The 14,622-nt window shown below is 45.8% G+C and carries 13 protein-coding genes and 1 pseudogene; 1 reads left to right on the forward strand and 13 read right to left on the reverse strand.

What is annotated here, in order from left to right; translation table 11 throughout:
• Positions 1 to 38: 38 nt before the first annotated feature.
• The 5 genes and pseudogenes from Q7J41_RS06825 to Q7J41_RS06845 all read right to left on the reverse strand — a co-directional run.
• Positions 39 to 878, reverse strand: a complete 840-nt coding sequence (locus Q7J41_RS06825; RefSeq protein ID WP_304886478.1) for a stage 0 sporulation family protein — start codon at positions 876 to 878, stop codon at positions 39 to 41.
• A gap of 5 nt (positions 879 to 883) precedes the next feature.
• A complete protein-coding gene (gene holB, locus Q7J41_RS06830) occupies positions 884 to 1,870 on the reverse strand; it encodes a DNA polymerase III subunit delta' (protein WP_304886480.1) in 987 nt (328 codons plus the stop codon).
• A 23-nt stretch (positions 1,871 to 1,893) separates the two neighbouring features.
• Positions 1,894 to 2,214, reverse strand: a complete 321-nt coding sequence (locus tag Q7J41_RS06835) for a hypothetical protein (protein ID WP_304886482.1) — start codon at positions 2,212 to 2,214, stop codon at positions 1,894 to 1,896.
• Complete coding sequence (locus tag Q7J41_RS06840; RefSeq protein WP_304886502.1) at positions 2,207 to 2,902, reverse strand: thymidylate kinase; 696 nt, start codon at positions 2,900 to 2,902, stop codon at positions 2,207 to 2,209. The genes Q7J41_RS06835 and Q7J41_RS06840 overlap by 8 nt, the downstream gene beginning before the upstream one ends.
• A gap of 87 nt (positions 2,903 to 2,989) precedes the next feature.
• A pseudogene (locus Q7J41_RS06845) lies at positions 2,990 to 4,345 on the reverse strand (aminotransferase class I/II-fold pyridoxal phosphate-dependent enzyme); the annotation flags it as partial.
• A gap of 157 nt (positions 4,346 to 4,502) precedes the next feature.
• On the opposite strand from Q7J41_RS06845, the gene trxA reads away from it, so the two are divergent.
• A complete protein-coding gene (trxA, locus tag Q7J41_RS06850) occupies positions 4,503 to 4,829 on the forward strand; it encodes a thioredoxin (RefSeq protein ID WP_304886484.1) in 327 nt (108 codons plus the stop codon).
• A 189-nt stretch (positions 4,830 to 5,018) separates the two neighbouring features.
• Here the strand turns inward: trxA and metG are convergent, their stop codons facing one another.
• The 8 genes from metG to rpsR all read right to left on the reverse strand — a co-directional run bounded on the left by metG (position 5,019) and on the right by rpsR (position 14,473).
• Positions 5,019 to 6,968 carry a methionine--tRNA ligase gene (gene metG, locus Q7J41_RS06855; RefSeq protein ID WP_304886486.1) on the reverse strand — a complete coding sequence of 650 codons (1,950 nt, stop codon included), beginning with the start codon at positions 6,966 to 6,968 and terminating at the stop codon, positions 5,019 to 5,021.
• 34 nt (positions 6,969 to 7,002) lie between these two features.
• Positions 7,003 to 7,845 (reverse strand): 16S rRNA (cytidine(1402)-2'-O)-methyltransferase, encoded by an 843-nt coding sequence (gene rsmI / locus Q7J41_RS06860; protein ID WP_304886488.1) that lies wholly within the window; start codon positions 7,843 to 7,845, stop codon positions 7,003 to 7,005.
• Positions 7,846 to 9,234 (reverse strand): NAD(P)/FAD-dependent oxidoreductase, encoded by a 1,389-nt coding sequence (locus Q7J41_RS06865; protein WP_304886490.1) that lies wholly within the window; start codon positions 9,232 to 9,234, stop codon positions 7,846 to 7,848.
• A 12-nt stretch (positions 9,235 to 9,246) separates the two neighbouring features.
• Positions 9,247 to 10,602 (reverse strand): replicative DNA helicase, encoded by a 1,356-nt coding sequence (gene dnaB, locus Q7J41_RS06870; protein WP_304886492.1) that lies wholly within the window; start codon positions 10,600 to 10,602, stop codon positions 9,247 to 9,249.
• Positions 10,603 to 10,616: 14 nt separating this feature from the next.
• A complete protein-coding gene (gene rplI, locus Q7J41_RS06875) occupies positions 10,617 to 11,066 on the reverse strand; it encodes a 50S ribosomal protein L9 (RefSeq protein WP_304886495.1) in 450 nt (149 codons plus the stop codon).
• Complete coding sequence (locus Q7J41_RS06880; protein WP_304886497.1) at positions 11,063 to 13,036, reverse strand: DHH family phosphoesterase; 1,974 nt, start codon at positions 13,034 to 13,036, stop codon at positions 11,063 to 11,065. Before Q7J41_RS06880 ends, rplI begins: the two co-directional genes overlap by 4 nt.
• On the reverse strand, positions 13,033 to 13,986 hold the full coding sequence (locus Q7J41_RS06885; protein ID WP_304886499.1) for a YybS family protein: 954 nt from the start codon (positions 13,984 to 13,986) through the stop codon (positions 13,033 to 13,035). The genes Q7J41_RS06880 and Q7J41_RS06885 overlap by 4 nt, the downstream gene beginning before the upstream one ends.
• A 259-nt stretch (positions 13,987 to 14,245) precedes the next feature.
• On the reverse strand, positions 14,246 to 14,473 hold the full coding sequence (rpsR, locus tag Q7J41_RS06890) for a 30S ribosomal protein S18 (protein ID WP_026394929.1): 228 nt from the start codon (positions 14,471 to 14,473) through the stop codon (positions 14,246 to 14,248).
• Positions 14,474 to 14,622: the final 149 nt, after the last annotated feature.

The following is a 14,622-nucleotide window of genomic DNA, read 5'->3' on the forward strand; positions in this document are numbered from 1 at the left end:
TCTTTATTATATCCTTTTTTGTAGTGAAATCAAGATGATTATTTGTCTTTTTTCACTTTTTCGAATTTTTTTACTTCAATTTCTTCCAGAAGATATTTTTTTACCTCGGTTTCATCCTTATTTACCTGAATTTTGACGAAAACGCTTTCTTCGAGAATACTTAACTTGAATACTTCACCCTCGCCATCGGCAGTGATGACTCTTTGTCCCACCTTTGGCAATTTTTTAGAAACCTCTTCATAAAATTCCTGTTCATAGGTCAGACAACATAAGAGCCGTCCGCAGATTCCTGAAATCTTAGTAGAATTAAGGGACAGGTTCTGCTCCTTGGCCATTTTTATCGACACCGGCGTAAAATCGCCCAACCACTGGGCACAACAGGTGGTTCGCCCGCAGACTCCTAAGCCTTTGAATAACTTGGCCTCGTCCCGAACCCCGATTTGCCTAAGTTCAATCCGCACTTTAAAGATCGAAGCCAGATCCTTGACCAGCTCTCTGAAATCAACCCGACCTTCGGCCGTAAAATAAAAGATCGCTTTTTTCTGATCGAAGGTATATTCGACATCGATGAGTTTCATTTCCAGCTTATGTTTTCTTGCCTTGTTGATAAAGATCTCTTTGGCATCTTGCTCATTTTGCTTGAGTTTATTATATTCGACACTGTCATTTTCAGTCGCTTTGCGGATCACCGGTTTTACCGGCGCCACCATTTCTTCTTCATCGACAATTCTGGCCGTCAATGCAATTTCGCCATACTCAATACCTCTGACGGTTTCCACAATAACCGGATCGAACTGTTCAAACTCAATATCCAGGGGATCAAAATAATATATTTTGCCCACTTTTTTAAATCGTACGCCGACGACTGATTTTCCCATTGGATTTATCCTTTCTGAATTTTCATTATCTTAATGAAACACTTTTCCCATTGTAATCTTAAATTAACATTATATTGTATCGTCGCCATCATTTCAAATAAAGTTTTGATAATGGCCTGACTTTTTTCATTTTCCAGTATTTGATAGTAGGCTCGGTGGGCGGGATTCGGCTCCCCATGATGTGGCAGGGGATGACCTTCCAACAACAGATTAACCTCATAAAACCAGTGTATAAAGAACTCCAGGATCTCCTGGCTGGTGGCCTTATCCTTGGCTAAAACCTCAGCCAGAGTAAAGACCTTGATCTCATCCCCTTTTAGAAGGCTGTAAAGCTCCCGGAGATAATGGGTTCTTTCTTTTTGAATCTCGCTGTTGTTCAGCAGATATAAGGCCATTCCCGGGGATCCACCCGATGCCCACACGGCCTCAGCGACCAATCCTTTATCAAATGCGGCCTCGCGAAAAATAATTGTCTCGATATCCCCAATGCTCAGTGGCTGAAAATGATAGCTCTGGCACCGGGATCGGATCGTCGGCAAAATGGACTGGGTTTGACTGGTGATAAGAATAAAAATATTATAGCTGAGCGGCTCTTCTAATGACTTCAACAGGCTGTTCTGGGCCTCTGGCGTCATTCTTTCGGCGCCATCGATGATATTAATCCGCCAATTTCCCGAGTAGGGTTTTATCGACAGCTCACTGATCATTTCGCGTACTTGACTGATTTTAATGCTGGTTTCTCCGGCTTTGGGATCAATAATTTTGACATCCGGATAGTTTTCATGATCGATCTGGGTACAGACCGGACAATGACCGCAACCTTTGTCGGTCTGATCCTGACATAAGAGTGCTTTGGCAAATTCCCGCGCGGTTTTCTTTTTTCCGATGCCATCGATTCCTGAAAAAAGGTAAGCATGGCTTACCTCACTGGTCTTTATTTCTTTTTCAAGATGATTGGTGATGGTTTGATGACCTTGTATCTTTTCAAACATTGTTTTCCTCTCAAAGACAGCAATTAATTGGGTTTGTTCTTTTTCTTTTCGCTATCATCGCTGTCATCCCAATCTTCAGTATCCAGTCCCAGCTCCGCATCCAATTCGGCGCTGAATTCTTCATAATCCAGTAGTTTGGCGGCATCTTCGTAATCACTGTCTTTGACAAAGACCTCAATATGAGCCGGTGTAAAATTTCCCATGAAGATACTTCTTATCGGTCCGCCAAATCCTTTTTCTCTCGTGATTACCTGAATCCCATTGGCACTTAAATAATTCTTAAGCAGAATATAATCCATATCTGAGTCGGCCATAGTTAAATAGGTATATTGATCTTCAATCATTTGATTTACACTCCTTTATGCATTCCCAGATTTCCTGATGGATGCTTTCGATACTTCGTAATTGGCTGTTTTGAACACAATTTATTTCTGTCCATCCGTATTCCGCAACCAGCGCCAAGGCACTGTGGTAGGAATCCCGGAGATGTTCGGGGCTATTTTCGTGAATGTCTTTTTCCTGTTTTCCAGTTATTTTATTATTCCGGTTTTTGATCAGCTGCTGGTTGATCTCCGGGGGAATGTTCAGAAAAAACACCCGATCCGGAATCGGCAGACCATAGAGATTAAATTCAAAATCCCATAGCCAGTCAAGAAAACGTTTCCGTTCTTCTGGATCCTTTATTTTTCCCGCCTGATGAACCATATTAGAGGTGGTATAGCGATCTACCAGCACCAATCCCCCCTGCGTCAGAAAGTCCTCGTAATCTTCCTTATAGGAAGCATAACGGTCGGCTGCATAAAAGGTCGAAGCAATGTACGGGCTGATGGTGCCGGGATCTTTCCCGAAGGCCCCTTCGAGATATAATTTTACCATGGCTGAGGATTGTTTGTCATAGCGGGGGTAAGAAATTTTCATCACTTTTTCCCCCGCTTTCAGCAGCCGGTCATAAAGCAATTGGGTTTGGGTCTGTTTCCCGCTGCCGTCCACCCCTTCGATGACGATGAGTTGTCCCTGATGATTTTTTTCCATGATTACCGGCTCCTTTTTTATAATTGTTACTGCTCTGTTGGCATCAATCCCCACTACCGCCACCTGGTGATCCAGCAGATCGTTTAAATAAACTGCCATTTCCGGGCTGATCCGGCTGCCGGGAAGTAACACCGGGATGCCCGGGGGGTAGGGGATAATAAAATCGCCAACCAACTGTCCCACGGCCATATCCAGCGCCATCTTGCCCCGTTGTTCTGAAGCAAGCGCTTCCCACAGCGGCATTTCAGTTTGCACCGCAGCGCTAAAATCAATGCCCTCCCACCGATGAGTGGGGGTCTTTGGTTCTTTTTCTTCTAACAAATCCTGCTTGATGCTTTTATTTATATCACAGATTGCTTGGGTTATTCTTGCTAAATCATCCCCGCTTGTTCCCATCCCGGTCATCGCCAGCACGTAATTAGCGCCCGACATTTCGCATTGAATGCCGTACTTTGCTGACAGCCGGGCTTCCACTTCGGTTCCAGCGATGCCCCGGGTCTGAAACAGCCACTTGCTGCGATCATAACCATTAGCCCGGCCATTTCCATCATACAGCATGATGGGTTCCTGACCGTTCTGATTCTGACAGAATTCCTGATGGGCTGCCACAATCGTATTGAAAATAATTTCGCCCTTTTCATAAGCGGCGTCCACGGCCTCTTCCACTGAGATCATCAGCGGATAGCTGGGTGACGAGCTTTGCAGTAGGCTGAGAAAGGATTTGATCTTTTGGCGATCGACCAGGCTGCCCTGAAAATGGATCAGCGAGCTTTGGGTCAGGGATCCCAGTATTTTATGGGTGCTCTGAATCACCACATCCGCTCCGGCTGACAAAGCGTCTTGCGGCAGTTTGTCACTAAAGCGCAGATGAGCGCCGTGGGCTTCATCGACAATTAAGAATTTGCCCTGGTCGTGCAGGATTTCGGCTATTTTCCTGACGTCGCTGGTCGTGCCGTAATAGCTGGGGTTGGTCAGAATCATCCCCCCGATTTGGGGATTTTCAGCCAACGCCTGGTGAACCGATGCGACGCTGATCGAGTGGGCAAAGCCCATTTGTCCCTCAATCTCCGGGGTGATAAAGACGCCGTCAATGCGGCCCAACCCCAGTGCCCCGAAGACCGCCCGATGACAGTTAATCGGCACCAGCAGCTGCACGCCCGGGGAACAGCTGCCCAGAATAGCACTGTGAATGCCGGTGGTGGTGCCGTTGACCAGAATGGCCGCTTCGTCGCTTTGATAGATCGCAGCCAGTTTTTCCTGAGCCTGGGCAATGATCCCCTGGGCATCGTGGAGGTTATCGGCGCCGGGTATTTCAGTAATGTCGTAGTCGTATAAAGCAAAGGCTTCGCCCCGCCCCTTATGTCCGGGCATATGAAACCGACACGTGTTGTGGCGGTTAATTTTATCGAGTTCGTTTTTTAAGATACTCTTTTTTATCTCCATCTTTTTAATACCGTTTTTTTCATTTTCATTTTTTTCATGCCTTTATTTTAACACAACCGCCAGCCTTTAAACTGAGAAATTTAACTTTTATCCTTTTAACTTCCCGGGAATTATTATATAATGTTTGCGCAAATACATTTATGAGGTGAATAGAAAAATGTCCAGTGAAAAAATTATTAATATCAATATGGAAAATTTCGAAACTGAAATTTTATCCTATAATGGAGCTGTCATGGTGGATTTTTGGGCAGAATGGTGTGGCCCTTGTAAAGCGCTGTCCCCAACAATCGATGAAATTTCGCAGGAGCTGGGAGCGGATATGAAGGTTTGTAAGATCAATGTGGATGACAACCAGACCCTGGCTCAACAGTTCCGGGTGATGAGCATCCCCACAGTGGTTTTCTTTAAAAACGGTGAGGCCGTGAACCGCTTTGTCGGTGTTCGTGAAAAAAATGAGTATCTTGATACGATGAAGAGCCTTTAAGCCTGGCGCTTTAAAAAAGTCTAAACAGAATGATAAAATTCTGTTTAGACTTTTTTATTTAAGTTCGTAGGGGCGGGTAGTACCCGCCCGCACGCCAACGTTTATTTATATACTGACGTTGGCAGGCGATTAATAATCGCCCCTACATTGATTTAGTTACTGTTTAAAACGCTTATTTTTACCCGTTAATTATGAAACTTTTCCGCCCGAGGGAATGCCATCGACGGTAACCAGGGACAATTTTTTGCCCTTGGTGGCGGCCAGGATCATGCCGTTGGATTCCAGTCCCCGGAGGTTGACCGGTTTTAAGTTGGCCACCAGAATCACTGTTTTGCCGACCAGGTCTGCCGGGGCGTAGTATTTGGCAATGCCAGAAACCACCTGACGTTTTTCCTGACCGACCTGCAGTTGTAAGACCAGCAGCCGATCGGCATCGGGATGGGGTTCACAGGCGACCACTTCGGCCACCCGCAGCTGCACCTTGGCAAAGTCGTCAATGGTAATCAGCCCCTCCGGTAGTTCTTCCGGACTTGCGCTGGGGTTTTCTTTTTTAGCTTGCTCCGTCTTGACTTTCGCTTCTTTTACGGGCTGTTCGGCTTTCTTTTCCAGCTCAATCCGCGGGAACAGGGCCTCGCAGCGTTCGATCTTGATCCCTTCCGGGTAGCCGCCAAATTTCTGGATGCTGTCCCAGGTTAGACAATCTACGGGACATTTTAACTGTTCGCCGATTTTTCGGGCGGTTTCCGGCATCGCGGCCGAAATCAGCACCGTGACGATCCGCAGCGATTCGGTCAGGTTATACATCACCTCGGCCAGGCGAGCCTGTTTTTCCGGGCTTTTGCCCAGGACCCAGGGTTGGGTTTCATCAATATACTTATTGGAACGGGAAACCAGTTTCCAGATTTCTTCCAGAGCCCGGCTGAAATCCAGCTTGTCCATGTAGTCACTGACGATCCCCGGGGTCTTTTCGGCCAGTTCGATAATCTCGTTGTCGATTTCTTCTTTTTCCCGTTGATTGGGAATAATCCCGCCGAAATATTTATCGGTCATCGCCAGGGTCCGGCTGAGCAGGTTACCGAGGTCATTGGCCAGGTCGGAATTGATGTGGCTGACCAGCAGATCTTCGTTATAAACGCCATCAGAACCATAGCTCATTTCCCGCAGCACATGGTAGCGCAGGGCATCGACGCCATATTTATCGACTAAGACCACCGGATCGACTACGTTCCCCACCGATTTGGACATTTTTCCGCCTTTTAAAAGGATCCAGCCGTGACCGTAAACCTGTTTGGGCAACGGTAATTTTAACGCCATCAGGATAATCGGCCAGTAAATGGTATGGAAACGGATAATATCTTTGCCGACCAGATGGACATCGGCGGGCCAGTATTTTTCCATCAGGTCGGGCTTATCATTGAGATAACCCAGGGCTGAAATATAGTTGGGCAGGGCGTCAATCCAGACGTAGACCACATGGCCGGGATCAAAATCCACCGGTACCCCCCAGCTAAAGGAGGTTCGGGAGACGCATAAATCCTGGAGGCCCGGTTTAATAAAATTATTGACCATTTCATTTTTTCGGGATTCCGGCTGGATGAAATGGGGGTTGTCTTCAATGTATTTCATCAGGTCATCGGCATATTTTGACATTTTAAAGAAGTAGGCTTCTTCGGCGGCTTTTTCCACCGGTCGGCCACAGTCCGGACAGTTGCCATCGACTAACTGACTTTCGGTCCAGAAGGATTCACAGGGGGTGCAGTACCAGCCTTCGTAGTTAGACTTATAAATATCGCCCTGATCATAAAGCTTTTTAAAAATCCGCTGAATCGTTTTTTCATGCTCGGGATCGGTTGTCCTTATAAACTGATCATAGCTGATGTTCATCGTATCCCAGAGGTTTTTGATGCCGGTGACAATCCCATCAACATAAGCCTGGGGAGCAATTCCGGCGGCTTCGGCCACCTTTTGAATTTTTTGGCCATGTTCATCAGTGCCGGTTAAAAAGTAGGTATCATAACCCTGCAGCTTTTTAAACCGGGTAATCGTATCTGCCGCCACGGTAGTGTAGGTATGGCCGATATGCAGGTTTCCACTGGGATAATAAATGGGGGTGGTAATATAAAATGTTTTTTCTGACATAAATTTCTCCTTAATTCCAGATTTTTCAGGGGATTTATCGCTTTACCGCATTATAAACATCCCTACGGGAAATATTCCGATCCTTAGCCACGGCTTTCATGGCCTCTTTTTCCGGCAGTCCTTCACTTAAATAATGAGACAAATGGTCTTCCAGGCTCAGTTTTTCCAGTTCCAGACTGGCCACCGAGTTGCCTTCATCTGCGGTTCGGCCTTCAATACAGAGCACATACTCCCCACGAGGAGACTGTTCCTGATAATAGTGAAGATGTTCCGCAATGGTGCCGTAACGGGTTTCCTCGTAGCGCTTGGTTATTTCTCTTGAAATACTCATTTGCCGATGCCCCAAGCCATGCTGATCAAGAATCTCCAGGGTTTTCGGTAACCGATGCGGCGATTCGTAGAGGACAACGGTAAACTCTGATGCTTCGATTCGTTTCAGGCCTTCTTTAACCGCTTTGTTTTCTTTACCTAAAAAGCCGAGAAACAAAAACGAACGGGTATCCAGTCCCGACAGTACCAGACCGCAGAGCCCGGCGTTAGGGCCGGGAACCACCTCTAGCGCAATGTCATTGGCGACACAGTTTTTTACCAGCACCGATCCCGGGTCGGAGATCAGCGGCATCCCAGCATCAGAAATCAGGGCAATATTTTGACCCTGTTTCAGCAGTTCAATCAGCCCTTCACTGGACTGCTGTTCGTTATGCTGATGATAGGCCACCATCTTTTTGGAAATCTCGAAGTGATTGAGCAGCTTAATCGAATGCCGGGTGTCTTCAGCAGCGATCAGATCAACCTCCTGCAAGACCCTTAATCCGCGAATGCTCATGTCATCGAGATTCCCAATCGGGGTACCGACAATATATAGTTTTCCGGACATCTATTCGTTATAGAGGTTTCTGGCCACATACACCCCATTGGCGGATGCCTGCATCAAACCCCTGGTTACCCCGGCGCCGTCACCCAGCACGTAGAGATTCTTGATGCTGGACTGGAAGTTTTTATCAACAGTTACCTTATTGGAATAGAACTTGACCTCGACCCCGTAAAGCAGGGTTTCATCACTGGCCAGACCGGGCGACACATGATCCAGAGCCTGAATCATCTCATCAATGTCCTTCATAATCCGGTACGGTAAGACTAAACAAAGGTCGCCTGGTACCGCATCAATTAAGGTCGGCCGGATATTATTACGCATCAGCCGTTCCTGGGTGGTACGGCGACCTCTTAAAAAATCGCCGTAACGCTGAACCATAATCTTATTGCCGGTCAGCATATTTCCCAACCCGGCAATGTGTTTGCCATAGGCGACCGCTTCCTTAAAAGGTTCGGTAAAACTCTTGGAGACCAGCAGCGCAAAATTGGTGTTATGGGTTTTCAACTTATCAGATTTGTAGCTGTGACCGTTGACCACCGCCAATTGGTTATCATAATATTCGGTCGACACGACGCCGCCGGGGTTGGAACAGAAGGTCCTGACGCTGTCATCAAAGGTGGGCGTATAATAGACTAGTTTGCCTTCGTAAAGGGCATCATTGATTTCCTGCATGACCTCGTTGCGGGTTTCCAGACGAATCCCGATATCGATTTTTCCGACCTTGGTTTCAACCTTGTACGCTTCGCACATGGAAGTAAACCATTCGGAGCCATCCCGACCCACGGCTACCAGTACCTTGTCGGCCGTGTAGGTTTCACCCTTGGCCACCACGCCAACCACAGCATTGTCCTCGACCACCAGACTTTGCACTGGGGTTCGAAATTTAATATCGATGCCCAGATCGTCGATTAAGTAGTTCTGAATCCGCTGGTAAATGGTATAACCCACCTCGGTGCCCATATGACGCACTGGACATTCAATCAGTTTCAGATTACTCTGGATCGCTTTGGTGCGGATGTCCCGGATCTTGTCGGGATTATCCAGACCATGAACCCGTTTGTCGGCGCCAAATTCAATGTAGAGATCATCGACATATTTAATCAGATCGACGGTGGTGTTATAACCGATATATTCTGGCAATTCGCCACCGACATCTGGTGAAAGCGACAGCTTACCATCAGAATAGGCTCCGGCGCCAGCAAAACCGGTGGTAATATTACAGGGTTTACAGCCAATACAGACATTCGTCTGGCGTTTGGGACAGATCCGCTTTTCAATCGAATTGCCCTTTTCCAGCATCAGGATCTTAATTTCTTTATTCTTTTTAGCCAGTTCCATGGCGGCAAAAATACCGCCTGGGCCGGCTCCGATGATTATTACATCATATTTCATGTTATTCTTCCTTTATGCAAACGCATCCGGGCCGTAGTCATCTTCATTATAACCGACCGCCAGATCGTTGAATTTTGTATATTCGGGAATCCATGCCAGGCGAACGGTTCCGGTTGGGCCGTTACGTTGTTTGGCAATGATTAATTCCGACAGATTTTTGAGTTCCGGGTTTTTATCGTAATAAAATTCCCGGTACAACAGCATAATCACATCGGCATCCTGCTCAATCGAACCAGACTCACGTAAATCCGACATCACCGGATGATGATCCGTTCGGGCATCCGGGGCTCGGCTAAGCTGGGACAAGGCAATGACCGGGGCTTCCATTTCCCGAGCCAGAGCTTTAAGACCACGGGACATTTCAGAAATTTCATTTTGCCGGTTTTCGCTGCGGCTGCCGCCACTCATTAGTTGCAGGTAGTCAATCACAATCAGATCCAGGGCTTTTTCCGTTTTTAGGCGCCGACATTTGGAGCGGACTTCAGAAACCGTGATCCCCGGGGTATCATCAATAAAAATGCTGGCGCCGTAGAGGGTATTGTAACCAACCACCATCCGCTCCCAGTCTTCCTTACTGAGGTTACCAGTTCGGACGTTATTGCTATCGACCAATGAGGCGGCGCAAAGCATTCTCTGAACCAATTGTTCCTTGGACATTTCGAGACTGAAAATAGCGACCGAGCGATTGTCTTTGATGGCCGCATTCTGCGCAATATTCAAGGCAAAGGCGGTTTTTCCCATCGATGGCCGGGCGGCCACAATAATCAGATCGGATGGCTGCAAGCCGGAGGTTATATGGTTGAGCTCGGTAAAACCGGTTTCGATACCGGTGAGCTTGCCTTTTTTACTTTCAATGGCTTCAATCTGAGCCAGGGTGGTGCTCAGAGTTTCTTGAATACTCTGAAAATCACCGGTTCGCCGTCCCTGGGAAACCTTGAAGATTTCCTGTTCAGCGCGATCGATCACATCCCCAATATTGTCATACTGGCCATAGCTGTCTTCGAGAATCTGGGTCGCCGTATGGATAAGATTGCGAATCACCGCCTTCTCATGAACGATCTGGCAGTATTCCAGGTAATTCCGGTTGATCGGCACCATCTCAATTAGCTCGCTGAGATAACCAATCCCACCGATTTTTTCCAGCACCCCGCGATTTCTGAGGGAATTGATCAGGGTGACGGTATCGATCGGTTTTCGTTCATTATGAAGATCCAACATCGATTCGTAAATTTCTTTATGGGCACCGCGATAAAAATCATGGGGTGATAACAGTTCTTCAGCCCGGGCAATATTTGACTCATCCATCAGGATAGCACCCAAAACAGACTGCTCCGCTTCGATATTATGAGGGGGGACTTTGGAATTCATCACCACTTGGTCTCCTAGGCTTCGCCTTTGATGATCACGGTCAGTTTTCCAATCACGCCCTGATAGGTTTTAATTTTAACTTCAGCCCGACCGATATGTCGCAGCGGCATTTCCAGTTCAACCTTACGTTTATCGACCTTGATGCCTTTTTGTTTTTCCAGGGCTTCGGTGATATCTTTACTGGTTATTGACCCGAACAGCTTGCCGTCTTCGCCGGCTCGTTCGGTAATGCTGATTTCCGTTTCATCGATTGTTTTTGCCAGCTCAACCGCTGCCTGTCGCTCTGTTTCAACTTTTTTTGCTTCGTCAGCCTTGGTTTGTTCGGCCATGGCAATGTTTTCTTTATTACCGATGACACCCTTGCCGGTTTTAATCAGGAAGTTCCGGCCATAACCGTCTTTAACTTCAACAATTTCACCTTTATTTCCAACATTTTTTACATTTTCTAATAAAACTACTTTCATGATCCATTCTCCTTCTTATATTTATTAATCGCAGTGAGCAACAGCTCTTTTCCGGTTTCGAGATTTTTTTCGCCCGGGAATTGCGCTCCGGCAATGGCTAAATGCCCGCCGCCGCCGAGTGTTTCCAAGATTACTTGGACATTGACTTCGCCCATCGAACGAGCACTGATGGCCAGACCCTCGTCATTTTTCAGAATGATAAAGGAGGCCACAATCCCTTTGATGTTCAGCAGTTCATCGGCGGCCTGGGCGGCAATAACCTTACCATAATCGGTATTGTTCTCAAAAGTTGAGATGGCAATGTTATCAAAATATATTTTAGCATTCTTGACTGCATCCGATTTAGCCGTATAGGTATTAAGGTCATCCTGCAGCAGAATTTTGCTGACTAAGGTATCGGCACCCTTTCGCTTTAAATAAGAGGCCGCTTCAAAGGTTCGTACCCCAGTTTTTAAAGTGAACATTTTAGTGTCCATACAGATCCCGGCCATCAGGGCGTTGGCTTCTATGGTAGTGAGCTGATTTTTCTCATCAAAATACTGTAGTAGCTCGGTGACCAGTTCACAGGTAGAAGAAGCGTAGGCTTCGGTATAGCTTAGCAGAGTTTCCTTAATGGCCTTTCCCGAGCGCCGATGATGATCAATGACGACAATTTTAGGGATCTGATCCACCAGCGATGGCATTTCCAGATAATTGACGGTTTGGGTATCTAAAATGATCAACAGGGTATTTTTAGTTGCATATGTTTCAGCTTCCTTGGGGGTAATAAAGGCATCCTGATAGGCTTCATTCTCCAGCAGATAGTCAAAAAGCGATTTGATCGAATAGTTAATCTCCCGAATCACGATTTTGCCTTCTTTACCAAGCGCTTTAATCGCCCCTAACAGCCCCACCGCCGAGCCCAGGCAATCCATATCGGGGTTTTGATGGCCCATCAGTAGAACGTGATCCGATTCTTTAATCAGCTCTTTCAGACCGTAGGCTTTAACCCGGGCCTTAACCTTGGTTCTTTTTTCGGTGGCTTCCGTTTTACCGCCATAAAAAGACATTTTTTCATCCTGACGAACGACCGCCTGATCGCCCCCGCGCGCCAGGGCAATGTCCAGGGCTGAATGGGACAATTCCTGGGATTCAACAATCCCCAGAATGCTCTCCGAGATGCCAATGCCAATACTGAGGGTAATGGGAACTTTTTCGTCATTTTCAATTTCCCGAACCTCATCCAGTATTTTAAAATTTTCTTTTTGTAAGGCACAGATTTTGCCTCGTTCAAAAATCATCAGATATCGGTCACTTTCGTATTCGATCATGACACTGCCCAGTTGTTTAGCCCACTCATTCAGCTTCAGATCAACCTGACCCAGAATCGCCGAACGCTTATGGCTGGGAATTTGCTCGATGATATCATCATAGTTATCGATCACAATATAGCAGAATAGCGGTGAATTTTTCCGATACAGCTGGCGCTGCTTGCTTTGCTCGGTGACATCAAAAAAATGCAGCAGTTCAAAACTGTGAACCTTATCAGAGAAGGCATTGGTGACCACCCCATAATCCCGTTCTTCGTAATGAAAGGTAAATTCATCGGCTTTAACTGCTTCATCCAGATTAAAATCCAACTCTTCAATGATACTCTTTTTGAACAAACCCTCTTTTTCTTTTTTGAAGGCCTTTCCGAAGGCCTGATTATACCAGTAAATCATCCCCTGATTATCGACAATAGCCATGGCGATGGGCATTTCATACATCCGCTCCTGATTGATTTTGTCCAGATCACTATATATTTCATCAATGGCCTTGTCAATTTTAATCTCGTCAATGCTGGTATTTTTGGTGTAATAAATAATCAGGACCACAAAGATCACAACGCCGGCAATTCCTAAGTAGATATTATAAAACCCAAGTGCAACCGAAACAAGCAACTGAGCTGCGATGGCGAACCGGACAACATCTTTCTTTGATTCTTTCATTTTATCTGGGACTCCCTTCGAAAAATCTGGCGAATTCCGATGTAAGTATCAGCCACCCCGACAATGGTTACAATCGCACTGATTAAAAAACTCAGAAAAACGACTAACACTTTTAAGCCTTTGTTTGTCAGCTGTTTATATTCCATATAATTAAGAATCAGCGACAATCCCATAACGAAGAAAATAATATTAACAAAGTTCATGACTGTCACAATGTATATCTGCGGTATTGTAGATACCTGGAACATACTGACGATAAAATCCCCGAGTAATAGCACCATCAAAAAATATTTGAGGGTTGCTGGCATTTCCCATTGACTGAGGGGTTTAAAGGTTTTTACCGGATACCCGATGCGTTTTAAAATCATGTCCGAAACCACAACATTTACCATCCCAAAAATAACGGGCATCATCAGAAACGCACTGGGCAATGCCAGTTTTACCATTTCGATATTTTTTTCCATCGCTGTTTTCGCGATTGTCAATTGTTCAGCATCCATAAGATTGGCGGTTTCATAAAATGCCATTACCTCACTGGTGCTCTGCGTAAGGGTTTGAAACAACAGAGTGGTAAAACCAATCCCCATCACCAATTCATAACTGGCTACCACAGCGATCAGTAGAATTGAAAAACCAAAAATCCCGATAACGACTTTTTTGAACGGCGACAAATCCCGATTATAGGCAAACCCCAGACTGCACCCGACGAAAAGCATCAGCGCCCCGAAGGAAACCGCATTGAGCGGTCCCAGGAACAGACCGATCAGAATGGTCGCCGCAATACTGGAAAGAATACTCACTTTCAGTCCCTGGCGCTTCCCCAGAATAACCATCGGTACCGGTATAAAAAACACCAGCAAGACAAAGAAAGGCAGATAATAACTAACTAAAGTAAGAATTACTCCCAGTGCGCAAAACATCGCACCTTCTGTTATTCCACGTGTTTTCATTGATCCTCCAAATTGGCAACTTAACTGTTTGCATACGCAGTTTATTTATGCGTAAAAAGTTACTGAACCATTATATCACAATAAAAGAAAATGCCCATTATTTTTGTTTGCCGTATCCTTAATTTTGCTGCTAAAGTATCCCCGCTTTACGGTTATGATTTGACGGATTTTATGAAAACGCCAGCACCATCAAATTATTCCTGACATAGAAAAAGCTGCTCACTTCAGGTTCTTCCTGAAACAAGCAGCTTTGCAATTTTTAGTTATTTGAGCTATATGGTAAAAGGGCAACGTTTCGCGCACGTTTAATCGCTTCAGTTACCTTTCTCTGATGTTTAGCACAGGTGCCAGTGGCTCGTCTTGGTAGAATTTTTCCACGTTCAGAAACGAATTTCTTCAGCGTGATTACATCTTTATAATCAACATTTTCTACTTTTCGTTCGCAGAACTCACAAACTTTTCTTCTCTTTTTAAATGGCTTTGGCATTGTATTTTCCTCCTATCTTAAAAAGGTATTTGTGTGGAACGGCCTATTCCGTTCCCTTACAAAACACCCGTATCTACTAGCTTTATCCATGATATAAGCTAATATTCCTACACGCTGTCCGCATTAAATCCATTTTGTTTGACCTTTTA

The organism is Acetobacterium sp. (genome assembly GCF_030652775.1).
Lineage (GTDB): Bacteria > Bacillota > Clostridia > Eubacteriales > Eubacteriaceae > Acetobacterium.

What these genes read in the sequence shown, in the direction of transcription:
- Q7J41_RS06825 (WP_304886478.1), bottom strand. Translation starts at nt 878, where the DNA reads ATGGGAAAATCAGTCGTCGGCGTACGATTTAAAAAAGTGGGCAAAATA.
- holB (WP_304886480.1), bottom strand. Translation starts at nt 1,870, where the DNA reads ATGTTTGAAAAGATACAAGGTCATCAAACCATCACCAATCATCTTGAA.
- Q7J41_RS06835 (WP_304886482.1), bottom strand. Translation starts at nt 2,214, where the DNA reads ATGATTGAAGATCAATATACCTATTTAACTATGGCCGACTCAGATATG.
- Q7J41_RS06840 (WP_304886502.1), bottom strand. Translation starts at nt 2,902, where the DNA reads ATGGAAAAAAATCATCAGGGACAACTCATCGTCATCGAAGGGGTGGAC.
- trxA (WP_304886484.1), top strand. Translation starts at nt 4,503, where the DNA reads ATGTCCAGTGAAAAAATTATTAATATCAATATGGAAAATTTCGAAACT.
- metG (WP_304886486.1), bottom strand. Translation starts at nt 6,968, where the DNA reads ATGTCAGAAAAAACATTTTATATTACCACCCCCATTTATTATCCCAGT.
- rsmI (WP_304886488.1), bottom strand. Translation starts at nt 7,845, where the DNA reads ATGTCCGGAAAACTATATATTGTCGGTACCCCGATTGGGAATCTCGAT.
- Q7J41_RS06865 (WP_304886490.1), bottom strand. Translation starts at nt 9,234, where the DNA reads ATGAAATATGATGTAATAATCATCGGAGCCGGCCCAGGCGGTATTTTT.
- dnaB (WP_304886492.1), bottom strand. Translation starts at nt 10,602, where the DNA reads ATGAATTCCAAAGTCCCCCCTCATAATATCGAAGCGGAGCAGTCTGTT.
- rplI (WP_304886495.1), bottom strand. Translation starts at nt 11,066, where the DNA reads ATGAAAGTAGTTTTATTAGAAAATGTAAAAAATGTTGGAAATAAAGGT.
- Q7J41_RS06880 (WP_304886497.1), bottom strand. Translation starts at nt 13,036, where the DNA reads ATGAAAGAATCAAAGAAAGATGTTGTCCGGTTCGCCATCGCAGCTCAG.
- Q7J41_RS06885 (WP_304886499.1), bottom strand. Translation starts at nt 13,986, where the DNA reads ATGAAAACACGTGGAATAACAGAAGGTGCGATGTTTTGCGCACTGGGA.
- rpsR (WP_026394929.1), bottom strand. Translation starts at nt 14,473, where the DNA reads ATGCCAAAGCCATTTAAAAAGAGAAGAAAAGTTTGTGAGTTCTGCGAA.